Origin of the sequence: uncultured Ruminobacter sp., assembly GCA_902764345.1 — a bacterium.
Lineage (GTDB): Bacteria > Pseudomonadota > Gammaproteobacteria > Enterobacterales > Succinivibrionaceae > Ruminobacter.
The window spans coordinates 1-22,771 of record CACWVT010000040.1 but is presented as its reverse complement, the minus strand read 5'-3'; the positions used below and the strand labels follow the sequence as shown (position 1 = coordinate 22,771).

21 protein-coding genes and 1 tRNA gene are annotated in these 22,771 nt (G+C 43.1%); 11 read left to right on the top strand and 11 right to left on the bottom strand.

The window, feature by feature from the left end; genetic code table 11:
* Positions 1-6: 6 nt before the first annotated feature.
* Entirely contained in the window at positions 7-1,176 is a 1,170-nt protein-coding gene (locus tag QZU58_RS07685; RefSeq protein ID WP_294495917.1) for a pyridoxal phosphate-dependent aminotransferase, read from the top strand.
* Positions 1,177-1,655: 479 nt separating this feature from the next.
* A complete protein-coding gene (locus QZU58_RS07680; protein ID WP_294495916.1) occupies positions 1,656-2,330 on the top strand; it encodes a hypothetical protein in 675 nt (224 codons plus the stop codon).
* A gap of 192 nt (positions 2,331-2,522) precedes the next feature.
* On the opposite strand, the gene QZU58_RS07675 is transcribed toward QZU58_RS07680, so the two are convergent.
* The 3 genes from QZU58_RS07675 to QZU58_RS07665 form a co-directional block, all read right to left on the bottom strand.
* On the bottom strand, positions 2,523-3,443 hold the full coding sequence (locus QZU58_RS07675) for an ABC transporter permease subunit (protein ID WP_294495915.1): 921 nt from the start codon (positions 3,441-3,443) through the stop codon (positions 2,523-2,525).
* Entirely contained in the window at positions 3,443-4,264 is an 822-nt protein-coding gene (locus tag QZU58_RS07670; protein ID WP_294495914.1) for an ABC transporter ATP-binding protein, read from the bottom strand. The genes QZU58_RS07675 and QZU58_RS07670 overlap by 1 nt, the downstream gene beginning before the upstream one ends.
* Positions 4,265-4,346: 82 nt before the next feature.
* Positions 4,347-5,438 carry an ABC transporter substrate-binding protein gene (locus tag QZU58_RS07665; RefSeq protein WP_294495913.1) on the bottom strand — a complete coding sequence of 364 codons (1,092 nt, stop codon included), beginning with the start codon at positions 5,436-5,438 and terminating at the stop codon, positions 4,347-4,349.
* A 357-nt stretch (positions 5,439-5,795) separates the two neighbouring features.
* On the opposite strand from QZU58_RS07665, the gene cysK reads away from it, so the two are divergent.
* The 5 genes from cysK to QZU58_RS07640 all read left to right on the top strand — a co-directional run bounded on the left by cysK (position 5,796) and on the right by QZU58_RS07640 (position 10,382).
* On the top strand, positions 5,796-6,728 hold the full coding sequence (gene cysK / locus QZU58_RS07660) for a cysteine synthase A (protein WP_294495912.1): 933 nt from the start codon (positions 5,796-5,798) through the stop codon (positions 6,726-6,728).
* A 124-nt stretch (positions 6,729-6,852) separates the two neighbouring features.
* Positions 6,853-7,782: a class I SAM-dependent methyltransferase gene (locus tag QZU58_RS07655; protein WP_294495911.1), complete on the top strand. Its 930-nt coding sequence runs from the start codon at positions 6,853-6,855 to the stop codon at positions 7,780-7,782.
* Between the two features lie 15 nt (positions 7,783-7,797).
* Positions 7,798-8,259 carry an S-ribosylhomocysteine lyase gene (locus QZU58_RS07650; protein ID WP_294460867.1) on the top strand — a complete coding sequence of 154 codons (462 nt, stop codon included), beginning with the start codon at positions 7,798-7,800 and terminating at the stop codon, positions 8,257-8,259.
* A gap of 37 nt (positions 8,260-8,296) precedes the next feature.
* Positions 8,297-9,460 (top strand): PLP-dependent aspartate aminotransferase family protein, encoded by a 1,164-nt coding sequence (locus QZU58_RS07645; protein ID WP_294495910.1) that lies wholly within the window; start codon positions 8,297-8,299, stop codon positions 9,458-9,460.
* 1 nt (position 9,461) lies between these two features.
* Positions 9,462-10,382, top strand: coding sequence for a cysteine synthase family protein (locus QZU58_RS07640; RefSeq protein ID WP_294495909.1), 921 nt, complete (start codon positions 9,462-9,464; stop codon positions 10,380-10,382).
* Positions 10,383-10,509: 127 nt separating this feature from the next.
* Here QZU58_RS07640 and pflB read toward each other — a convergent pair whose 3' ends face one another.
* From pflB to QZU58_RS07625, 3 genes are all read right to left on the bottom strand, one after another.
* The gene (gene pflB / locus QZU58_RS07635) at positions 10,510-12,819 is read right to left on the bottom strand and encodes a formate C-acetyltransferase (RefSeq protein WP_294460861.1); all 2,310 of its coding nucleotides are present in this window, start codon (positions 12,817-12,819) and stop codon (positions 10,510-10,512) included.
* Positions 12,820-12,860: 41 nt separating this feature from the next.
* Positions 12,861-13,736 carry a formate transporter FocA gene (focA, locus tag QZU58_RS07630; protein WP_294495908.1) on the bottom strand — a complete coding sequence of 292 codons (876 nt, stop codon included), beginning with the start codon at positions 13,734-13,736 and terminating at the stop codon, positions 12,861-12,863.
* Positions 13,737-13,837: 101 nt separating this feature from the next.
* Entirely contained in the window at positions 13,838-15,982 is a 2,145-nt protein-coding gene (locus QZU58_RS07625; RefSeq protein WP_294495907.1) for a YcaO-like family protein, read from the bottom strand.
* 272 nt (positions 15,983-16,254) lie between these two features.
* Here QZU58_RS07625 and QZU58_RS07620 point away from each other — a divergent pair, with 272 nt between their 5' ends.
* The 3 genes from QZU58_RS07620 (at position 16,255) to QZU58_RS07610 (ending at position 18,779) form a co-directional block, all read left to right on the top strand.
* Complete coding sequence (locus QZU58_RS07620) at positions 16,255-16,671, top strand: hypothetical protein (RefSeq protein ID WP_294495906.1); 417 nt, start codon at positions 16,255-16,257, stop codon at positions 16,669-16,671.
* 209 nt (positions 16,672-16,880) lie between these two features.
* Positions 16,881-17,993: an aspartate-semialdehyde dehydrogenase gene (gene asd / locus QZU58_RS07615; RefSeq protein WP_294460157.1), complete on the top strand. Its 1,113-nt coding sequence runs from the start codon at positions 16,881-16,883 to the stop codon at positions 17,991-17,993.
* A gap of 363 nt (positions 17,994-18,356) precedes the next feature.
* A complete protein-coding gene (locus tag QZU58_RS07610) occupies positions 18,357-18,779 on the top strand; it encodes a DUF6694 family lipoprotein (RefSeq protein ID WP_294460159.1) in 423 nt (140 codons plus the stop codon).
* Between the two features lie 311 nt (positions 18,780-19,090).
* Here the strand turns inward: QZU58_RS07610 and QZU58_RS07605 are convergent.
* The 5 genes from QZU58_RS07605 to QZU58_RS10215 form a co-directional block, all read right to left on the bottom strand.
* Positions 19,091-19,175 (bottom strand) — tRNA-Tyr (locus QZU58_RS07605).
* Positions 19,176-19,294: 119 nt separating this feature from the next.
* On the bottom strand, positions 19,295-19,903 hold the full coding sequence (gene smrA, locus QZU58_RS07600) for a DNA endonuclease SmrA (RefSeq protein ID WP_294460162.1): 609 nt from the start codon (positions 19,901-19,903) through the stop codon (positions 19,295-19,297).
* A gap of 311 nt (positions 19,904-20,214) precedes the next feature.
* Positions 20,215-21,123 carry a helical backbone metal receptor gene (locus QZU58_RS07595; RefSeq protein WP_294495905.1) on the bottom strand — a complete coding sequence of 303 codons (909 nt, stop codon included), beginning with the start codon at positions 21,121-21,123 and terminating at the stop codon, positions 20,215-20,217.
* Positions 21,124-21,197: 74 nt separating this feature from the next.
* Entirely contained in the window at positions 21,198-21,899 is a 702-nt protein-coding gene (locus QZU58_RS07590) for a 5'-methylthioadenosine/adenosylhomocysteine nucleosidase (protein WP_294460168.1), read from the bottom strand.
* A gap of 90 nt (positions 21,900-21,989) precedes the next feature.
* Positions 21,990-22,265 carry a DUF3781 domain-containing protein gene (locus QZU58_RS10215; RefSeq protein WP_363174830.1) on the bottom strand — a complete coding sequence of 92 codons (276 nt, stop codon included), beginning with the start codon at positions 22,263-22,265 and terminating at the stop codon, positions 21,990-21,992.
* 92 nt (positions 22,266-22,357) lie between these two features.
* On the opposite strand from QZU58_RS10215, the gene QZU58_RS07585 reads away from it, so the two are divergent.
* Complete coding sequence (locus tag QZU58_RS07585; RefSeq protein WP_294495904.1) at positions 22,358-22,609, top strand: hypothetical protein; 252 nt, start codon at positions 22,358-22,360, stop codon at positions 22,607-22,609.
* The last annotated feature ends 162 nt before the right edge of the window (positions 22,610-22,771 follow it).

The following is a 22,771-nucleotide window of genomic DNA, read 5'->3' as shown; positions in this document are numbered from 1 at the left end:
TGACAAATGGCTGAGCTTTCCGCAAGATGCGGAACCTTTACGGATTCCGTTATTCGAAGAATGACAAGAATTTGTCAGAAATACGGTGCCGTTAACCTGTCACAGGGGTTCCCTGATTTTGATCCTCCGAAGGAACTTATGGACAGGCTTTCACAGGTGGCATACGAGGGATTTCACCAGTATTCCATAACCTGGGGTGCCAGAAATTTCAGGGAAGCTCTGGCTGCAAAACAATCCAAACTGATAGGACGCGACATAGATCCGGAAGGTGAAATCGTGGTTACCTCAGGAAGTACTGAAGCCATGATGGCCGCAATGCTCACGGTAACCAATCCGGGTGACAGGGTAATCGTTTTTTCTCCTTTTTACGAGAATTATGCTGCCGACGCCATCCTTTCAGGTGCTGAGCCTGTTTTTGTAAATTTAAACCCTCCTGAGTTCGGATTTAACAGGGAGGAACTTGAGAGAGCCTTTGCGCTGAAACCGAAGGCTCTGATACTGTGTAATCCGTCAAATCCGTGCGGTAAGGTGTTTACAAGGGATGAGCTTCAGTACATCGCTGATTTAGCGGTGAAGTACGATGTTTTTGTCATTACTGATGAGGTGTATGAACACATAGTGTTCCCGCCTAACGTGCATACCTACATGTCTTCACTTCCGGGAATGTGGGACAGAACCATATCATGCGGCTCTCTCTCAAAGACATATTCCGTTACGGGATGGAGACTTGGGTACATAATTGCTCCCAAGCGGATTATAGATTACGCACGCAAGGTACATGACTTTCTGACGGTTGGAGCGGCAGCCCCGCTGCAGGAAGCAGCCGTAACCGCTCTAAAGTTCGGAGAAGAATATTACAAGAGTCTTCAGAACGAATACCTCAGAAAGAGGGAACTGTTCGTAAACGGGCTTGACAGGATTGGTCTGCGGCATACCGTGCCTCAGGGAGCATATTATGTTCTTGTGGATATTTCTGAGTTCGGTTATGACGATGATCTTAAATTCTGTGAGGATTTGGCGTCCGTTGTCGGTGTCGGCGCAGTTCCCGGCTCCAGTTTCTTTAAGAACGGTTCTGTAAAGAACTACATACGTCTTCATTTTGCAAAGAGGGACGAGACACTGCTTGAGGCTCTGGACAGATTGAAAACCGTCAGGGAAAAATTATTAAAACATTAAATAATTAATTATCACTCTTTTCTGTTTTTCTTTATTTTCACTTGTGGCGGCCAAAGCCCTGTAACTGTCCTGCAAATACCGTGCGCGGCAAAACAAGTGCAAGTTGAGGAAGACATGCATGGAAACGGTACGGTGTTCATATCCGGTGCAGATTTTGCGTAACCGCATACCGTATGTCTGAGGATCCTGATTTGAAATGGTTATTGGTCAATGACCTCACTTCCACGTATTCATTATCTAAAAAGGTTCGGTTGAGAATCAGAAAACAATAAATTCGGGTGTGGACACGGTTCCGTTATTCATACTGATTAGTAAACTTTATGATAACATTTTAATTACATAGATTATTTAATCGTGATATAATCCCGCAAAATTGTGATTTATGTAGTGTATGTCACTTTTGTATGATATATATACGATTTTAGTTTTATCATAATATTTATATCTAATTATAATTATTTCTGAAAATGACCATTGCAGTGAATAACAGTGTGAACTCACACAGTATGCAGGATTCATCGTATACCGAATCCGCTCATGTTCTGCTGGATACTTTCGGCAGATTTATCCTTACGGGGCTTGGCATGCTTGTATGCCTGTCTACCTTCTTGCTCAACTACAGGCTGGTAGGAGCAATTGGCTCTGTGGAATATTCGCTTACTGAAATTCTTCAGGAGTTTCTGCTTGCGGCTGATGCCGCACTGTTTTTTCTTATCGCCAGAAAAAACACTAAGCTGAAGGAGGTGGCTGTTCTTGCCGGCTGCTTCACTCTGTGCATGCTGGTACGGGAACTGGATTTCTTTTTTGACAGCATTGCGGTTCACCTGTGGAAGATTATCGTTGTCTGCATTGTGATCTTTGCCTTTCACAAGACTCTGAGGCTGGCAGGATTGAGAAGAACCCTTAATTCCATGAAGGAAATAATTTTCTCAGACGGATTCGGTGCCATTTTCTACGGAATGTTAATGGTTCTGATACTCTCCCGTGTTATGGGAATGAATCAGCTTTGGGCTTTTACCGGGGCTGAAAGGAGTGAATACTACATCTACAAAAGATTCGTTGAGGAATCACTTGAACTCTGCGGTTATTATATTTATTCCAGCGGGGTTTTTTCGCTGTTTCTGAACACTCTGAAACAGGATAATCGCGCTTAACGAAACACTTTAATCTGCCGAACAGTATTTTTTTATCTGGAATTTTGAAGTTTTGGGGATGCCGGCAGCGGTATTCGTCTGAATGTACCGCAATTTTCTAAAGAATACAGAAGGAGCCGTCACCGGTTTTATACACCCGTGACGGCTCCATTTTTTCTGATGAAAGCACCTTTCAAAGAGAGGCGTGAGATGCTATGACTGCCATCTTAACAGTCTTTTCTGAATCAGGCTCACGGCCCAGGTAGATGCAACAACCACAACGCCGATTATTATAATGCCGACTATTGTTCTGGTGTAATCTCCAAGATCGGAGTAATTCTTGACGTAGAATCCCAGTCCAGCCCTCGCTCCAATCATTTCGGCAGAGGTCAGAAGAATAAACGATATGCAGAGGCCAAGATTGGCTCCTACAAAGATCTGAGTCAGCGATGCAGGAAGCACGACGTGGAAAATGGTGCTTGTTCTGCTGAGGTTAAGTACTTTTGCCGAGTCCAGAAGTCTCTTGTCCACATGGTTTACTCCGCTTATTGTTCCCATGAGAACAGGCCAGAACGTCGCAAGGAAAATAACCAGCACTGAAACGGATCTGAAAGTTGGGAGCAGTGCAATGCCGTAGGGTATGTATACAATTGGCGGAATTGCCCCGAGAAAACCCGCAATGTGACCTGAAATGGATGAAATTCTTTTATCCGTTGCCAGGAAAAGGCCAACAGGTATGCCGATAAGTCCGAGTACATATCCCTGAATAATGATACCCAGTGAGGAAACTATGTTGTTGGCAATTTCCGGAATGTCTTCGATAAACTGATGTACCAGCACGCCTAGTGGCGGGAACAGTATTGGTTTTACCAGATTGAACTTTGTTGTCATCAGTTCCCAAACGAGGAGAACAGTGAATATAACTATTCCCAGGTCGGTAAACATTACAATTTTTTTTCTGCATCCGGACAGGGCGGATACGGTCAAAAGCATGATTTCAATGACGGATGCAAAACCAATGGCATAATTTATCAGCGGAGCCCTTCTGGTCCCGTCAGGCAGAAAGAGTTCCGTCAGCACGAAAATTATAAACAGAAGATGTGCATATCTTAAAAAACGTTCTTTTATGGTCATCAGATAACAGCCTCCTGATCAATCTGATCCTTTATGTCTCCGAAGAAGAGGGACATTATTTCATTTCTTACGGCAGCGTATTCGCGACTTTTTACAAGCTCAGAGCGTGAACGCGGACGTTCCAGATTGACAGGAATTTCCTGATAGACACGTCCCGGATTTGCCCTCATCATGATGATGCGGTCAGACAGAAGAATCGCCTCATCAATGTCGTGGGTCACGAATACCACAGTTTTTTTGCGGCTGTTGCCGTCACCTTCCCACAGATGGAGCAGCAGTTCCTGCAGAATTACCCTGGTTTTGGCGTCAACCGCTCCGAAAGGTTCATCCATTAGAAGGATGTCCGTATCCATGGCGAGTGCGCGGGCAATTGCCACTCGTTGCTGCATGCCTCCGGAAAGGTCTCTCGGATATTTGTCCCTTGCTCCTGCCAGACCGACTTTGGACAGAAACTGATTTGAAAGTTCAAGTCTTTCTTTCTTTGATAATTCAGGTTTTACCTGCTTTATGCCGAATGATATGTTTTTTTCGGCAGTCATCCACGGAAACAGGGCATACTGCTGAAAGACCACTCCGCGATCCCTGCCGGTGCCTTCGATCTTTTTACCATCAATCAGTACTTCTCCTGCGGAAGGGGTACGTAATCCTTCAAGAATGCTGAGCAGTGTACTTTTTCCACAGCCGGAAGAACCTATAATGCTCACGAATTCACCGTCGTTTATGGTAAGTGATACGTCTTTAAGTGCCTGAAACACTGTTCCGGATCCTTTATATGTCAGGCTGATGTTTTTTATCTCTATTTTCTTATTGTTGTTTGTCATCTTTTGTTCTCCGGGGGCACGGATGTCATGAATAAATCTCGGGATGTCCGTGCCCTCATTTCGAGCAGGGGATGCCTGACTCTTACTGGAATTTATTAAAGTGTTCCTGCAGATCCTTAAGAATAGGATCATCAGGATTTTCCTTAATGAGTGAGGCTAGAGCCTGCTCGTATATGGATGTGTTGTAGAGCTTTTCTATGTCGTAGTCGTTGGCATATCCGGCATCCACAACCTGCTTCTTGAGCTTCGTTGTAGCCTGCTTGTCCGGATCCGGATGATTGCTTGTGAAGCCGCCATAGATTTCAAAATCCAGTGTCTCCGGTGCCAGATTCACGTATTTCTTCACATCCTGAATTGTCTTTTCATGATTCGTCTTATAAAAAATGTATGCCTTGATAAAAGCCCTTTCGAAGTGAATGTAATCATCCTTTCTTTCATCAATGGCTGAGGATTCGGCAACCTGTCTGCAGCATGGCTGATTGTGAAAGTCATCTACGTCCTTGCAGTGGAAAATTACCCTGTAACCATTGGCCTGTGCAATGGATGAGAATGGAGGAAAGAATGAAACTGCGTCTATTTCCTTACCCTGCATTGAGGCAAATGCATCCTTCTGGCTGTTGAAGTAAACGATGTTTACTTTATCAGGCCCTTCACCGATTTCCAGATTGTGCTTTTTAAGAAGAATCAGAAGCTCAAGATCCTGAATACTGTTCTTAACTGATGCAACGTTTCTGCCTTTGAGATCCTCTATAGTAGGTTCGCGATCAGCAGGTACAAATTCAGGCTTAATAACGTAGCCGTGGCCGTTTGTCATCGCTCCGCCAAAAATGGTCAAATCATGGCCATTGCTCTGGAAGGTGATTGACGGAACAGAGCCGATGAGGGCAACGTTTAACTTACCGACTTCAAGTCCGGTAGCAAGTTCACCCGCACTTGCAAAAGGAATCAGTTCAACATCCAGCCCCTCTTCGGAAAAATACCCTTCTTCCTTGGCAATAAATGCCAACAGATGACTGGTAGTTGTCAGGTATCCGAGAGCGAAAGGTATCTGTTCCTTTACGGAATGACCGAGCTGTTCATGGTTTTCCTGTTCTGCGAAAGCCGTTACAGGTGAGGCTAGACTAAGTGCAATGCATGCACTTAATAAAAGAGGTTTGGCTATCTTACCAAGCATATCTGTTTCTCCATTTGTTAAGTTATGTGTTTTATTTATATAAGTATTCTTTTGTTTCCTGCAGAATATTTCCGTTCGTCAATATCTGACTCTGACGGTGCTGTGTGCTTCCTGTAGAAGTCACATAACGCCTGTAATGTATTTTAAAACATACTATACAGATAGGAAATATAAGAAACGTGTATATGATAATTCTTTATCGACATCTTAACAAGAGAAAAATACAGAAATTCTTATTTGATTTCGTTAGACCGTAATTTAAAAATGCGAGAAATCATGCTTGACTGTATTCAAATATGGTGTTTAAATACCTAGTAAACAAATAGGTAAGATATGTTTAAGGAGCCATTACAGAAAATGAGCAGAATATACAGGAAAATTACGGATTTAATAGGCCATACTCCTTTGGTTGAGTTGGGGGCGACGGCCGGAAAAATCGGATTTAACGGAAAAATTCTGGCAAAGCTTGAACTGTTTAATCCGGCAGGCAGCGTTAAGGACAGAATTGCCGTATCCATGATTCAGGATGCGGAGGACAGAGGATTGTTAACCAAAGACTCTGTTATTATTGAACCTACTTCCGGTAATACGGGGGTCGGTCTTGCATATGTTGCTGCGGCAAGAGGGTACAGGGTGATCATTACCATGCCTGATACCATGAGCGTGGAGCGTCGTAATCTGCTGAAGGCTTACGGTGCCGAACTTGAACTTACCGAAGGTGCCAAGGGTATGCGCGGCGCAATAGCCAGAGCGGAAGAACTCGCAAAAGAAATTCCCGGCAGTTTTATCCCGGGACAGTTTAATAATCAGGCTAATCCTCAGGCTCATTATGATTCAACCGGCCCAGAAATTTGGGATGATACAGACGGAAAGGTGGATATATTCATCGCCGGAATCGGAACCGGCGGTACCATTACCGGAGTGGGCAGATACCTAAAGGAGAAAAATCCGGATATCCGTATTATAGGCGTCGAACCTGCCGGTTCTCCCGTATTGACTGAAGGGAAGTCAGGGTCTCATAAGATCCAGGGGATTGGTCCGGGATTTATTCCGTTCACTCTTGATACCGCGGTTTATGATGAAATCATTACCGTTACCAATGAGGACGCATATGAATACGGTAAACAGCTGGCACGCAATGAGGGTATTCTTGCAGGTATTTCATCCGGAGCCGCTCTTAAGGCTGCATCTGTTGTGGCTTCAAGGGTGGAAAATGCCGGCAAAACCATAGTGGTTCTTTTTCCTGACGATGGTGACCGATATCTTTCAACACCTCTCTTTTTAGGTTAGGCGGTAAAGTATATGAAAATCATCCCCATGCGTGTTTATCAGAAGTCATCATGTATTCCCTGTATCAGATGCTTAGGTTAATAAAGGAGATAATTTTAAATAACTGATAATTACGGGAATACCAATGATAACTAAACAGGAGAGTACAACGGCAAAGCTGTGTGCATTTGCCAGGGCCTATCATTCAAATTTTTCAAAGGAGAAAATCTTCGATGATTATCTTGCTTTTGATTTGATGGGATTTGACGGATATAACGAAATAGCCGGAGTTATAGCGGACATTCCAACAAGAGAATCCGGGAATGCCGTGAAACCAAAAACTTACGGCGGTTTTTCAAAAGAAAAGTTTTCCGGCAATCTTGCCGATTACATAGCGCCGATTCCTCTTATACGAATAGATTTTACGGAGAGGATCATTAATCGTTTCACAAGAAGACATAAGGGCAGAATTCAGTATGTGATACTGGGAGCCGGTATGGATACATTTTCTTTTCGAAATGCAAATGATTCCATATCCGTGTTTGAAGTGGATCATCCGGATACGCAGAGGTTTAAGCTCGACAGAATCAGGGAGTTAAGCTGGCGTATTCCGCAGGGTGTCCGGTTTGTTCCGGTCGATTTTGCAAGGGATCGTCTAGCTGAAAGACTTTATGCTCAGGATTTTGCTGACGGAGTTCCTACGGTTTTCAGTATTCTAGGAGTTTCATATTACCTTTCACTACCGACCTTTACGGAAACATTGAAGACTCTCAGTTCCATTGCACATGACGGGGATTTGGTGGTTTTTGATTTCCCGGATGAGACGACGCTCGCTCAAAATGCATCTGAAAGAACAAGAACGTTAGCCAGAATAACGCAGAGTTTCGGCGAACCGATGGTTCACGGGTTCAGACTTTCCGAAATCAGGCAGGCTTTGAACAGTGCTGGATTTGAAGTGGTTAATCATTTGTCGCCGAAAGCAATAGAACACCATTATTTCAGAGGCAGAAGTGATGGCCTTCATGCATTCGATAATATTCATCTCATCAGTGCGGTACGCAGAGAAGTAAGGTAGAAAAGGAGAAGAATCATGAAAACCATAGCAAGCTTTCAGGTTGATCATAATATTCTGGAGCCCGGGATCTATATTTCACGCCGGGACGGGGACGTTATTACGTACGATTTGCGTATGAAAAAGCCCAATTCCGGAGATTATCTCGATACCGGAACCCTTCATACAATAGAGCATCTGCTTGCGACATATGTGCGTAACAGCGTTTTCGCCGACAGGGTTGTTTATGCCGGTCCGATGGGATGCCGTACCGGCTTTTACCTTCTTTTAAGGGATTCTGTCTCGAAAAAAGAGGCCATTAATCTGGTAAGGAGTGCGTTTGATTATATCTCCGGATTTAACGGCGACATTCCCGGGGCGTCAAAAAGAGAATGCGGGAATTACCTTAATCAGGATCCGGTAGGAGCAAGACGAGAGGCTTTAGCCTACGGGTGGATCATTGAATCATGGACTCCCGAACAGATGAATTATAAATCCTAAAACTAAAAATAATTACTAAAGCAAAATGGAGATAAACATGAGTACGGATACACATATTGAGACGGTGTTGATTCATGGTGGCTTTGATCATGATACACAGACAGGAGCAGTGAACGTTCCAATCTATCAGACATCTACTTATAAACAGCAGAGCCTTAACAGTCCGACTAACGGTTGGGAGTATTCACGAACCGGAAATCCGACGAGAGCGGCTTTGGAAAATACCATTAAGGTTCTTGAAGGCGGTGAGGCTGGATTTGCGTTTGCCTCCGGTATGGCAGCCATATCTGCAGTGCTGATGCTTTTCAGGGCTGGGGATAAAATTCTGGTTTCCCGAAACGTATACGGGGGAACGTTCAGGGTACTGGATAAGATTTTCACGAGATTTAATTTAAATTATGAACTTGTGGACACCGGGGATTTAAAGAAAATTGAAGAGAGGATAACTCCTGACGTTAAGGCAATATATGTTGAGACTCCGACCAATCCCCTTATGGAAATAACGGATCTTGCCGGAATTGCCGCTCTTGCCGGAAAGTACGGCATTATTTCAATTGTGGACAATACCTTTATGACTCCGTATCTGCAGCGCCCACTGAGTTTCGGCATTGATATAGTTGTTCACAGTGCAACAAAGTATCTCGGCGGACACAGTGATTTGATTGCCGGTCTTGTGGTTACGGCAGGAGGAAAAGGGCTGGCCGATAAAATCGCCTTTATTCAGAACAGCACGGGAGGTGTGTTACAGCCATTTGACTCTTTCCTATTAATCAGGGGAATTAAAACGCTTGGTGTGCGAATGGACAGACATGTGCAGAATGCTGAAAAACTGGTTGATTATCTGTCTGCACATCAGGCAGTCAGCAGGGTTTATTATCCGGGCTTAAAGGAATTTGCAGGCTATGAACTAAATGCATCTCAGGCCGTAAACGGCGGCGCCATGTTTTCGTTTGAACTCAAAAAGGGATATGACGTCAGAAAATTCTTTCATTCACTTAAGGTGTTTACTCTGGCAGAAAGTCTAGGCGGTGTTGAATCGCTTGCATGCCATCCGGCAACAATGACTCATGCATCCATTCCTGCAGACATACGAGAGAAGCTTGGCATAACAGATAATCTCATCCGGCTTTCTCCGGGAATAGAGCATATCGATTCTCTTATAGCTGATTTGGAAAACGCATTAAATGAGAGTAGGAGTTGATATGGGTCGCTACTATAAATCAATGCATGATCTTGTAGGTAATACACCTCTTGTGGAACTAACCAGACTTCGTGCTCTTCCCGAAGGCGTAAGGCTTTTTGCAAAACTGGAGTTGTGGAATCCGTCCGGCAGCGTAAAGGATCGTACGGGAATGTACATGCTCCGCGAAGCGGAGGAAAAAGGACTTATTATTCCCGGACGCAGTGTGATTGTGGCGCCGACTGCAGGAAATACCGGGCTGGGACTGGCATTTGCAGCACTCGAAAAGGGATATAGGACTATTTTTGTCGTCCCACTTAAATTTTCACCTGAGAAGCAGATACTCATGAAAGCTTTGGGGGGAGAGATTATAAATACCTCAAGAGAGGGCGGCATGCTCGGGGCAGCTGCAAAGGCTGAGGAATTGGTAAGGAACACTCCTGACGCCGTCATACTGGATCAGTTTAGGTCGTTAAGCAATCCTAGAGCTCATTATGAAGGAACCGGTCCGGAAATATGGAACGATCTTGACGGTAAGGTTGACTATGTCGTTGCAGGGGCAGGCAGTGGTGGAACTTTTACCGGGGTTCTGAAATATCTGAAGGAACAGAATCCTAATGTACAAGGAGTGCTGGCTGATCCCATCGGCTCAACAATGGGCGGAGGTGATCACGGAGATTATAATATTGAGGGAATTGGAAATGATTTTATTCCTGATACCATGGACATGTCCTATGTGGATAAAGTCATTAAGATTACGGATGAAGAGGCTTATCTGTTCAGTGGAGACCTGGCTCGAAGGGAAGGTATCTTTGCAGGTTCATCAAGCGGAGGTGCTCTCAGCGCTGCTTTAAAGCTGATTGACGGTGGTGCAACCGGGAATATCGTGGTGGTGCTTCCGGATCGCGGCGACAGGTATTTCAGCAGAAATCTTTACGGCTGATGATATTTTTGCGGACGGGTTTTATTCCACTGAAAGACTTTCGTAACTTTTATAAAAAAACTCCGGATTATTTAATCCGGAGTTTTATGTTATTACGTCAGCACGTCTGCTTCATTAAATCTCGGTATTAGAGAGATGAAGTGAAGGTACGTGAAATAACGTCGTCCTGCTGTTCCTTGGTTAAGGAGTTGAAACGTACTGCATAACCTGATACACGAATGGTGAGCATTGGGTACTTTTCAGGATTCTGCTGTGCGTCGATCAGGGTTTCACGGTTGAGAACGTTAACGTTCAGGTGCTGACCACCTTCGTGGTTTGCATCGTGGTGGAAGTAACCGTCAAGCAGACCGATTAAGTTTGCATTCTGCTGAGCGCTTTCCTTACCTAATGCTGCAGGAACAATTGAGAAGGTATATGAAATACCGTCCTTTGCATAGGTGAATGGAAGCTTTGCAACAGAAGATAATGAAGCTACCGCACCCTTAACGTCACGGCCGTGCATTGGGTTTGCACCAGGACCAAATGGCTTACCGCCGATACGACCGCAAGGAGTATCACCGGTCTTCTTACCGTATACAACGTTAGAAGTAATGGTTAAGATTGACTGGGTTGGTAAAGCATTTCTGTAGGTTACGCGACTCTTGATCTTCTTCATGAAGCGTTCAACGAGGTCACAGGCAATGCTGTCTACGCGGTCATCATTGTTACCATACTTAGGGAAGTCGCCTTCGATTTCGAACTTGGTAGCTACGTTATCTGCGTCACGAACAGCCTTAACCTTGGCGTACTTGATAGCAGAGAGTGAGTCTGCTGCTACTGATAAACCTGCGATACCGCAAGCCATGGTACGGAATACGTCACGGTCATGGAGTGCCATCTGAATTGCTTCATAAGCATACTTATCGTGCATGTAGTGAATGATGTTAAGAGCGGTTACATACTGGGTTGCAAGCCAATCCATGAAGTGATCAACACGTTCCATTACATCATTGAATTCGAGGTATTCGCCTGCAGGAATGTCAGTCTTTGGACCAACCTGCATGTGAACGCCGTTTTCGTCAACAAGACGTTCGTCCTTACCGCCGTTGATGGAGTAAAGAAGGGTCTTAGCGAGGTTTGCACGGGCACCGAAGAACTGCATGCGCTTGCCTACAACCATTGGAGATACGCAACATGCGATAGCGTAGTCATCACTGTTGAAGTCTGGACGCATTAAGTCATCGTTTTCGTACTGAATTGAAGAAGTGTCGATAGATACCTTGGCACAGAACTTCTTCCATGCTGCTGGAAGATTTTCAGACCAGAGAATGGTCATGTTTGGTTCTGGTGAGGTACCCATATTGTATAAGGTGTGGAGGTAACGGAAGCAGGTTCTGGTAACAAGAGTACGACCGTCAAGACCCATACCGCCTAAAGATTCGGTTGCCCAAATAGGATCGCCTGAGAATAATGAATCGTATTCTGGAGTACGGAGGAAGCGAACCATACGGAGCTTCATGATCATGTGGTCAACAAGTTCCTGTGCTTCAGATTCAGTTAAGATACCTCTCTTGATATCACGTTCAATGTAGATATCGTGGAAAGTAGCAGTACGGCCGTAAGACATTGCTGCACCGTTCTGTGACTTAACGGCTGCAAGGTAACCGAAGTAGGTTGCCTGTAATGCTTCCTTAGCGGTCTTTGCAGGACCAGAAATATCACAGCCGTAAGAAGCAGCCATCTGCTTTAACTGGCCTAAAGCCTTATACTGATCATTGATTTCTTCACGGGCACGGATAACGTCTTCGAGTTCTCTTTCATCCTTTGGATGTTCGAGCTGAGCCTGATATGAGTTGTACTGCTTGAACTTATCCTTCATCAGTGCATCAACACCGTAAAGAGCGATACGACGGTAGTCGCCGATGATACGGCCACGGCCGTAAGCGTCAGGAAGACCGGTTAAAACCGCACTCTTTCTACAGTTTCTGATGTCCGGAGTGTAAACATCGAATACACCCTGATTATGGGTTTTGCGATATTCAGTGAAGATCTTTTCAACTTCTTTGTTGAATGGCTTGTTGTAGGTTTCACATGAAGTCTTGATCATGCGAATACCGCCGAAAGGCATAATTGCTCTCTTGAGTGGAGCATCAGTCTGGAGGCCAACAATCTTTTCAAGATCCTTGTTAATGTAACCAGGCTTGTGTGAAGTGATGGTTGACGGAGTGTCTGGATCGAAGTCAACAGGAGCGTGAGTCTTGTTTTCGATCTTGATGCCTTCCATTACTGAATTCCAAAGAGTCTTGGTAGCTTCAGTAGCTGGAGCAAGGAATGATTCATCACCTTCATATGGAGTGTAGTTAGTCTGAATAAAATCGCGGGTATCGATAGATTCCTGCCAAGCACCTGGTTGGAAACCTTCCCAGGCTACTTTCTGAAGCTCATTTAATTCTGCCATTTTCATTACCTCTGTTTGGTTTTAGGTAGCTAGTAAACGCCTTATGCCTTTTTGTGGCCGGCGCGACAATTTGCATACCAGTTAAATACGCCAATCATCAGGCCTCCGCCTATGATGTTGCCGATTGTTACCGGTATCAGATTATTAACAATAAAGTTTATTATTGTTAAATCGGCATACTGTTCGGGGGATTGTCCGATAGTTTGCCAGAATTCATTTCCTGCATAGTTTACCATACTTATGCCTGCAGGGATCATAAACATGTTTGCAATGCTGTGCTCAAAACCTGATGCAACGAACATTCCAACCGGTAGAATCATTGCCAGAATTTTGTCCGTAAGGGTTTTACCTGCAAATCCGAGCCATACGGCACCGCAAACCATAATGTTACAGAATATGCCCATGGACAGTGCTTCGGTAAAGCCTATCCAGTAACTCTCACCGGGATGCATGTGGCTTACCTTGTGGAGTGCTGTATTAAGGATAATTCTGCCCCATTCACCGTGAAAACCATTGTACTGCCTTGCGAGCATCATGAGGAGGACTATAATGAGTCCGCCGACGAGGTTGCCGAAGTACACCACGCACCAGTTTTTAAGTACCGTCTTCCAGGTTACCAGTTTGGCTGACCTGGCGACCAGAGTCAGGGTAGATGAGGTAAACAGTTCACATCCAAGGAGTACACAGAAAATCAGGCCGAGAGAGAAGCACAGGCCACCGACAAGCTTTCCGTGTCCGTCTGCAAGGGCTGTGGTGTAGAACATAAAAGCCAGTGCAATGAAGGCTCCTGCGTTTACGGACATGAGAGCACATTTGAAAAAAGGCTTTGTTGCTTTATGTTCTGTTATTGATTCTGCGGCTTTAGCTGTTTCCTCTGCTGTCAGACAGCATGTTGTTGGTATCTTAACTGGTTCCATAATTCTTGTTTCTTTGGTTAAATTATAATTAAGTAAAAACCCAATATTTTTGAACTACATCACATTTATCTGTAAAATACTTTTGTAATTAATTTACATAATTAACTGTTTTTATGAAAATTTGTTTGTATTTTAATCAGTTTTCTGAAAGTTTTTATCAAGCTGCCGAGTTTTGGATTTTTATCAATATTCAGACGCAACAGGTTCATTAAATCCGCCTGAGTATCGGCATTGATAACCTTGTCGGCAAATTGCTGTGTTGCATTATCGCAGAAAATATTAATAAATCTAGAGGCATCTTCATTTAAATAACCTTTTTCGTCTTCCATAAGCAGTCTTATGTGCATGATCATACATACGGAATAAAGTAACGAATTACCTGTGGCGAACGGAGCTGATAGGAAATGTTCGGCCAGATCTATGGCTTTATCGTATATGATTTGTCCAGGATCTTCTTCATTTTCATCGCAGCATTCTTCAATGTTTTCGTGGATAAGGTTGAAAAGATCAATCATGCTTTCCATTGAGTAAATGTTCAGCCCTGCATATTGACAGTCGTTTTCAACAAGGTGAAGAATGTCTGAGATTTTGCCTGAGGTGTCGGCATCCTGAAAGACCGGAAGTCTGCAGTCGTTTTCGGAAATCTCCATGAAACATCTTGAAATGGAAGGATCGTTGAGTTCGTCCTCGTTTTCTCTTCCGTCAAAAATATATATTTCTGACAGGTTCGGAATAATAAGTCTGTATGCGTATAAATCCTTGTAGCTCGCATCGTAGCACCAGACTTTTTTGTTTAATTTTCTGCTGATGTTAAGCAGAAAGACATATTCATCTTCCGTGGTTGCATCGTCAAGTGACCAGTCAACGAAGTGAAATTTGCTTTTATGCGTGAAAAAGCTTGGATGAACGTCACCTGAGCCGTCGATGAAATTGTTTATGAAGTTAAGTGAATCCCTGAAATGAAATTCTTCTATTTCAGCCTGTCTGCCGATATCTTCTCCGGACAGGGATGAAAGACTGTTGAACATGTCTTCCGTACTATTCCACACCATGGTTTTGTCATCACCTGATTCAGGAATGTCTGACTGACAGTCTTCACTGCTTTCGGCACAGCCGTCCCATTCTTCACAGGAACATTCGGCATTTTTGTACTGAAGGTCGCTGTCACTGTACTTACGGCTGGTGTCGGTAAAGTCGCTGTTGATGTAAGGTTTCAGGTTGAAGTTAACGTAGTCGATGTTCTTCCATTCAACGCCCTGCATCAGTTCCGTAAGTGTTCTTTCCAATGCAATCTTCATGTTTGGATGCGCACCTACAGAAATCTTGTATTTTACGGAGTTTACCGGACGGGCACATACGGCAACGACAGGAAAAATACCGCCTAGGGACGCATCGTAGCATGTAATCCGAATGTCGTGTTTTCCGAATTCCTTTAGGGTATCGGCTATTTCAGGGTATTTTGTTTTTATGAATTCTTCCGGAATCTCCGGCAGAGCCCTGATGTTGGTTTTCGCCAAATCCCTGCTGAAACTCTCAGGAACGTAACCGAACAGGAAACGTCTGACAAAACGTTCGTATATTTCTGAAAGCCCCTGCACTTTTGCTTCCGCCGGGGTATTTCCCGCACACATGCCGTTGGTGCAGAAGCATGATTCAAGGTACCTTAGAGGAAAATATGCCTTTTCCTCAGGATAATGCTCGTTCGTCATCGGAACGGCGCAGATTCCTTTTTTCGTGTTGGAAGTAACGTAGTCGGTAAGCGGTCTTAAGGTCATCCAGCCTATTTCGTCGATCAGCTTTTTTGAAAAAAGTCCGTTCTTTATGAAGAAATCGCAGACATCCTTTTTCTTACGCGGACTGAAAATTTCCATCTTTTCCAGTTTCAGACGTCCCTGATCATCAATGTATCCTTCCGGGTATTTGACCCATATTTCATCGTGATATCTGTTGAACCGAAGATCATCGGTGGCGTTACCCATGTAATAGGAATCAAAAAAAGACTGGTTCAGCAGTCTTTCCGCCATTTCGCCGAGTGCTGAGGCAATGGAGGCCTTTTCCGTGATGCCTTTTCCGTTCGTGTGAATCAGTCCAGGGTTATTTTTGTCGACAAGCTCGCATGAGTACAGGTTGATTCCTGGATTAAGCTTTGTGGTAAATTCCAGCTCAAGTCCAAGCTCTGTCAGTTCTTTTGTGAATAAGTCGATTGTCTGTTCGATTTCTCTGTCTTTGCCGGCAAGAAATGTCATGGATGAAAAGTCCTCGGAATGGTGAATTGATTAAGTTGAGAGGCATTTTATCACAATAATTGCTACATGATTATAAGAACGGATGCGACTGAATAATGCCTGAAAACCTGTTAAAGGAGGGGACGATACCTGTGTAACGTTAATCCTGAAAGTTCCTGAGCGACATTATGTTTTTACGGATCAAATAAACAAATTACTGAAATAAAATGCTCATCTGATATGATTATGTTTTGGAAACTTTGATGTTTGTTCCGTCGTGACAGGAAGAAAAAATGAAGGAAATTTTGAAAGGATATATTCCGTACGTCTGTGCCGCCTTGGTTGGTCTTGTTCTTTATGTGTGCATGAGAATGTTTCTTTTTCCGAACCTCGGACTGACGGATGAACTGGATGCTGCCGACAGGGCGTTTCCATTTGCGTCAGAGGAGGATGGTTTTACAATTGAAAGCATAACTTATGATGATTCTCTCAATGTTCGGTTTCATGTCGGGTTCTCCATGGAGAAACTTGACAATCGTTTTGACGACGAATCTCTTAAGAAGTTTTATGCCGAATTACATCTTAACAACGTGTTTTGCGGCATGAAACTGGTTAAGAGAATATATGAGGGCAATGGAAATGTTTCCGTGGACCTGCATGCCGACGGCAGAAACGAATCCTTAACAATTCCGCTTCAGTGCGTAAAATAACGTTATTATCGGGCTGAACATCCGGTTGGAATGTCTGTAATCCACGTGGAAAGCGCTCGCAACGTAATCTAAAACAATCAGTATTTTTTGTTATGAGGATTGTATCTTTTTTGATATAATTACCCGCAAATTTTTGATTGTTTAATCAAATTCCGGCTGCAAGCCGGTAATTTCAGAATTTTAAGTTAATTATTTAGGTGTAATTAAATATGAAGAAAGTTGGTTTTATTGGCTGGCGCGGTATGGTTGGCTCAGTATTAATGGGCCGTATGGAAGAAGAAAATGACTTCGCCAATATCGATCCTGTGTTTTTCACTACCTCTCAGGCCGGTCAGAAGGCTCCTGTATTTTGCGGTAAGGATGCAGGTGTTTTATTAGACGCTAACGATGTTGATGCTTTAAGTTCAATGGACATCATCGTGACCTGTCAGGGCGGTGATTACACCAAGAGCATGTATGACAAGCTCATGGCTACCGGTTGGAAGGGCTACTGGATTGATGCCGCATCAACCCTCAGAATGAAGGACGATGCCGTTATTATCCTCGATCCTGTTAACAGAGCAGTTATCGATGAATCTCTCAACAAGGGTATCAGAACCTATGTTGGCGGTAACTGTACCGTAAGTTTAATGTTAATGGGTTTAGGCGGATTATTCCAGAATGACTGTGTTGAATGGATTCAGTCTTCTACCTATCAGGCTGCTTCTGGCGCCGGTGCCAAGAACATGCGTGAATTATTAACTCAGATGGGCGTGTTACATGACTCAGTTGCTGAAGAATTAAAGAACCCAGCATCTGCAATTCTCGAAATCGAAAAGAAGGTTCGTGACACAATGAGAGCTGAAAGCTTCCCAACCAAGGAATTCATGGTTCCGCTGGCCGGTTCCTTAATCCCTTGGATTGACGTTCAGCTTGAAAACGGTCAGAGTAAGGAAGAATGGAAGGGTATGGCTGAAACCAACAAGATCTTAGGTCTTGCTCCTGCTACCATCCCTGTAGACGGCAACTGTGTACGTATCAGCTCATTACGTTGCCACAGCCAGTCATTCTTAATCAAGCTTAAGAAGGACGTAAGCGTTGAAAATATTCATGAAATGTTAAAGAACCACAACCAGTGGGCTAAGGTAATTCCAAATAATAAGGAAGAAACCATTCATGAATTAACCCCAGCTAAGGTAACCGGTACCTTAACCGTTCCTGTTGGACGTATTCGTGAAACCAATTTTGGTAAGGGTTACATCTCTGCTTTCTCTGTTGGTGACCAGTTATTATGGGGTGCTGCAGAACCTTTACGTCGTATGCTTAATATCCTTGTTAAGTAATCTTACCCGAATGGTTGACATGTGCACGTGATTTAATCCGACGCATTGCATTATGAGGCCTGATTCCCGATTGAGGAATCAGGCCTTTTTTAATATTTGTATTAATGGAATTCAATCATAAGAATGTGAAGAATCAGCGACAGATTCTTATTCGAAAATTATCATGGTATGGAAAAATCAGGTTTGAGCGAGGACTGTATTCAGTATTATCAGTCAGATATTAAAAATGTTTAAGTGTGATATACATCACATTTAAATGCTGAATAATTAAAAAATTAAGGAACAAAAACAATGATCTGCAGATAATTCACATTTCGTATTTTTTGTCATTCGTTTAACATGATATTAACAAGAGGAGATGTTATGAATTATATTAAATACTTTGCCGTATCCTTATTTGCGTTAGGTCTTATGGGATGTTCTCCAAAAATTGACACCACTTCATATGAGTCAGCTGAAGTATCCATAACTAAGATGGCAGACGGTCTTAGTGATGAAAAGAAAATAAAGTTCGGTAACATGATTAAGTTTTACTCTACAGATGAGAAGTATCTGTTATGTCCAATGTGTGCTGCTAAGGATTTGCTGTCCGTGCCTCCTGAATTAATGCAGAAAAGGGCCATGGAAAAGCTCGCTCAGTTAAATGGTATGACTTTTGAGGAAATTGAGAAAAAATATGATGAGGAATATCCTAAGTTCCTTGTTAAGCTGGAAAAGGCTCAGGCCGAACAGATGGAGTCACACAGAAAGCTTAGAGAACAATTTGAGCGCTCCTTTTTAGATTAATGTTTTCTGAAAATAACAGCTTCATTCTGAGCATATATTTAAGAGACATTTAACGATGAGCATTTTTTTGAAATAAGTGTACGTTAAGTGATGAAAGGAGGACGATTTATTCGTCCTCCTTTCATTTTATGTCATATCGGTGTTAGAAAAATACACGTTTGCGTATTCAATATGAATACATAACAGGGACAATAAGAAAGATGATTTCGAATGAGACTGTTTTAGAATAATTCTAAGTGGGATACAGGTTCGATTAGTGAACTCCAGAAACAAAAAAAGAGTGAATAATCACTCTCAGCATATCTTGAAAATGGTGGAGGGGGAAGGATTCGAACCTTCGAAGACAGAGTCGGCAGATTTACAGTCTGCTCCCTTTGACCGCTCGGGAACCCCTCCACGCTTTCGATGTGTGTATATTATCATGAAAGTTTAAAAATAAAAGTTTTTTTTCACCTTTTTGATCCGATTGCTTGATTATTAGTCAAAATGGTGACAGTTTTAGCTTTCATAACGTTTTAATTTCTTTTGGAGTGCATTTCTCTTGTTTCAAGACGAGAGCCTTCTCCTTTTTTGATGAGCACGTAGGTTGCTCCCTTGTCTCCGTGATATGGCATTGCTGTGTGGTAGGCTAGAACTTCCGGCATCATTTTTAGCCAGTGAGCTACATAGCTTTTCAGCAGAGCCTTTGGAGTTGAAAATTCACCTTTGCCGTGAACAATAATAATGCATCTCACGTCTTCATGATATGCTTTCAGTACCAACTTTCTTACTTTTTTATATGCCTGCTCGATGGTGTTGTTGTGTAAATCTACTCCCATTTGCGGAAAGTATTCGCCGGCCTTCAGTTTTCTCATTACTCCAAACTGTAATCCCGGGGTTTTGTAACTGATTATATCCAAAGGATCAACAAACTCCATGCTGGCGGTTGAAAAAAAGTCAAGCTCCTCTTCTTTATTCTCCTCTGAGCTCCGATCCTTAAGCATCTGGGATATCTGTGGATCCATAAGGGGTTTTTTATGTTCTACGGTATTGGCTTTAAGCTGTTTAATACCCTGGACAAACTCACTGAATGAACCATGAGTTTCCTGGTCCTGTTCGTCTGGAGGAAGATTGTTTATGCTCATTTATTCATCCTGTTATTACTGCTGATTACGGGAACGGTCCCCTTCTTTTAAACTTACACTGCATGAAACGAAATTTCGGGTGGAATATTCGTAAACAAAGATGGGGAAAACTGAAGATAACAGCCATTTAAAGGCCTGTGTTGTAATGGTTATGATTATATATAATCTATTTTAATTTTCAATAAAACCAGAACCATGCATATGGCTAAAATATTTTCGGAAAACGCAGCAGAGAGTTCTGATTATATGGTGCGTGTGAACCATGGCTTCATGGATTCCTTAAAACATGGAGTCTAAGAATGGTCTATACGCTATCTTACCGATTCAATGGCTCTGCATACGGCCGGAATTCCTGTGTCAAAGCTTCTGGGGGATATTTTCATCAAAGTGTCCTGTTCTTCTTTTGTAAGAATGAAGGTTTTTGACCTTAGGGATTTAGGGAGATTTTCGGTATTATCAACAAGTGATATTACGGCATCAGGTTTCCCCTTAATCAGTTTTTCAGCTGAAATGGCAGGAAACTTTATCGGCAGATCTTCAAATATGTTAATTCCTCCGCAGAGCTTTACGGCTCTGTTTAAAAATGCCGAGCCGCCAACAACAAGTAAAGGTTTATCCCAAATAACAAGAACGGTACGGATCTGTTTTTGCGAACGGTGACCTGCGGCCAGGTCACCGATTTTCTGTTTTATGTCGTTTATGACCTGCTGTGCCTTTTCTTCTCTGTGCAGAAGCTGACCGAGGGTACGTATGGTGTCCAGCAGTTCATCACTGTCGGTTATTGAATATATTCTGAGTTTGTTTTTGTATCTTGTTAATTTACCGATTATAAGACTGTTGAAATCTCTGCTCAGAAGAATATTGTCAAACTGGAGGGCTGAAAGAGCTTCAAGATTGACACCGTAGTAATCTGCAACTTTCGGAAGTTTTTTCAGTTGCTCCGGGTATACGCTGTTGATGTCCGTGGCTACAATATTATCTGTTCCGTCAATGGAGGCTACGATTTCAGATATTTCAGGAGAAAAACTTACGACTTTTATGCTTCCTGATTCTTCCATCTTATTCTGACCTGCACTGACTGATATTCCGGTGTCTGTTTGCACTGAAGATGCCGGTGATACGGCATCGTCCACGGTTGCAAATCCCTTGGAGAAGGGACTAAGAACAAGAAACATTGTGATGGTAAGAAATCTCAGTCTGGATAAGGACGCTGTAATCATGGCAGAACGGTTCAACGGTTGCGGTTTGTGAAGGAGTTTTCGGAGGCGGAACCATCCGACCTCCGTACATTGTTTTAGATGATTTCCAATAGTCTTAGTGTTATATCCTGACTGTTTCTGGTGGCAAGCGGTAGCATTTCTTCAAAAGTCATATCAGCCTTTTCATTTGCATTGTCTGAAATCGTGCGGATAATGATTGCCGGTTTTTCCAGAATCGCCGCGGCCTGAACTATTGCAGCTGCTTCCATTTCGGTGGTGTACGCATCCGGAAAGTTTTCAGACAGCATTTTATTATGTTCCCCACCTGCAATGAACTGATCACCGCTGATGGCCAGTCCGGAATGTACGTTGAACCCGAATTTTGCGGCAGACATTTTTGCTGCGGTTACTGCCTTTTCCGTTAATTGTTCATCAAGCTTGATTACTGGAGAAAATCCCGGAACCTGACCTAATTTGTAGTTGAAGATTCTTAGGTCAAAGTCATGCTGGCAGGCTCCGGTAGCTATTACTACGTCCAGAACCTTGGTTTCCGGCTTTAAACCTCCGGCTACACCGGTATTGATTACCAGATCAGCATTGAATTTCGAAATAATGAGAGAGGTTGCCAGTGAGGCTGATACTTTCCCTATGCCACTGCAGGTCAGAACCACCTCTTTACCGTTAATTCTGCCTGTGTAGTATTCCTTGCTGCCTACTTTATGGGTGACTACATTATCTATGTTCTTTTTTAAAGACTCTATTTCTTCAGGCATTGCGCCGATAATTCCGTAAATCATGGTAACTTCAGTTTCCTTTATATGGTTATGATACTAGCAGATTATACAATGTATGAATTTTAAAATACGCTTTTTCGGAAAAGTATTTTGTCATTGCGGAAGGTTTGTTTTTTTACGATGACGGTGAGCCGTGATTATGGTGCAGCTTGATGAATTTATGGTTATGGTTAGGCCGTCTGCCTCGCAATACCAGTTTTTTCCTTCTCTGTGAACCGTACATTCTGGATTTAGAATTATGTTTATGCAGAACTGCACTGCATCAGTATTTTTCAGATTCTTACAGAGTCGTTGATTCCCCAGGGGCGTGGTGTGGATTCTGTGAATATTTGCGTGCAGTAGCAGAGATTCTTTCAAAATGTCTTCCATGGTGCGTAAACTGACGGAGATGTATTGGATAAGTATATCACGTCACGAAGTACAACATTTGAATGGTCTTTTGCATAAGATTCTGGTTTTGGATGGTTATAAAAGAATCAGGTTTACGCTATATTGCAGTAAACATGATTCAGAATGTCATTATGCTTATACTAAATTGTTTGCCAGACCTTTCCATCAGTGACGATGTCCATGATTATGGTGCGGATCGTGGTGATGTGCGTGTGGATGATGAGGGCCATGATGATGCGGGCCATGATGATGTACAGGTGGAGGCGGTGCATGATGAACGTGATGCACAACATGAGGCTGTACGGGAACCGGAGCAGGGCTGAAGACGGGAGCGGATGATATCTGCATTGCAAATCCGTTGCTTCCGGCAGATACCATTACGTCTGCACTTGCCGTTCCGTATGCAAAAAGACCGATTAATAATATAAAAGACAATATGAAACGACCTCCACGAATGAATGTAAAAACGTGGATTTACCGTGTAA

Coding starts and splice junctions, on each gene's coding strand:
- QZU58_RS07685 (WP_294495917.1), top strand. CDS start 7: ATGGCTGAGCTTTCCGCAAGATGCGGAACCTTTACGGATTCCGTTATT.
- QZU58_RS07675 (WP_294495915.1), bottom strand. CDS start 3,443: ATGACCATAAAAGAACGTTTTTTAAGATATGCACATCTTCTGTTTATA.
- QZU58_RS07670 (WP_294495914.1), bottom strand. CDS start 4,264: ATGACAAACAACAATAAGAAAATAGAGATAAAAAACATCAGCCTGACA.
- QZU58_RS07665 (WP_294495913.1), bottom strand. CDS start 5,438: ATGCTTGGTAAGATAGCCAAACCTCTTTTATTAAGTGCATGCATTGCA.
- cysK (WP_294495912.1), top strand. CDS start 5,796: ATGAGCAGAATATACAGGAAAATTACGGATTTAATAGGCCATACTCCT.
- QZU58_RS07655 (WP_294495911.1), top strand. CDS start 6,853: ATGATAACTAAACAGGAGAGTACAACGGCAAAGCTGTGTGCATTTGCC.
- QZU58_RS07650 (WP_294460867.1), top strand. CDS start 7,798: ATGAAAACCATAGCAAGCTTTCAGGTTGATCATAATATTCTGGAGCCC.
- QZU58_RS07645 (WP_294495910.1), top strand. CDS start 8,297: ATGAGTACGGATACACATATTGAGACGGTGTTGATTCATGGTGGCTTT.
- QZU58_RS07640 (WP_294495909.1), top strand. CDS start 9,462: ATGGGTCGCTACTATAAATCAATGCATGATCTTGTAGGTAATACACCT.
- pflB (WP_294460861.1), bottom strand. CDS start 12,819: ATGGCAGAATTAAATGAGCTTCAGAAAGTAGCCTGGGAAGGTTTCCAA.
- focA (WP_294495908.1), bottom strand. CDS start 13,736: ATGGAACCAGTTAAGATACCAACAACATGCTGTCTGACAGCAGAGGAA.
- QZU58_RS07625 (WP_294495907.1), bottom strand. CDS start 15,982: ATGACATTTCTTGCCGGCAAAGACAGAGAAATCGAACAGACAATCGAC.
- QZU58_RS07620 (WP_294495906.1), top strand. CDS start 16,255: ATGAAGGAAATTTTGAAAGGATATATTCCGTACGTCTGTGCCGCCTTG.
- asd (WP_294460157.1), top strand. CDS start 16,881: ATGAAGAAAGTTGGTTTTATTGGCTGGCGCGGTATGGTTGGCTCAGTA.
- QZU58_RS07610 (WP_294460159.1), top strand. CDS start 18,357: ATGAATTATATTAAATACTTTGCCGTATCCTTATTTGCGTTAGGTCTT.
- smrA (WP_294460162.1), bottom strand. CDS start 19,903: ATGAGCATAAACAATCTTCCTCCAGACGAACAGGACCAGGAAACTCAT.
- QZU58_RS07595 (WP_294495905.1), bottom strand. CDS start 21,123: ATGATTACAGCGTCCTTATCCAGACTGAGATTTCTTACCATCACAATG.
- QZU58_RS07590 (WP_294460168.1), bottom strand. CDS start 21,899: ATGATTTACGGAATTATCGGCGCAATGCCTGAAGAAATAGAGTCTTTA.
- QZU58_RS10215 (WP_363174830.1), bottom strand. CDS start 22,265: ATGGAAGACATTTTGAAAGAATCTCTGCTACTGCACGCAAATATTCAC.
- QZU58_RS07585 (WP_294495904.1), top strand. CDS start 22,358: ATGGTTATAAAAGAATCAGGTTTACGCTATATTGCAGTAAACATGATT.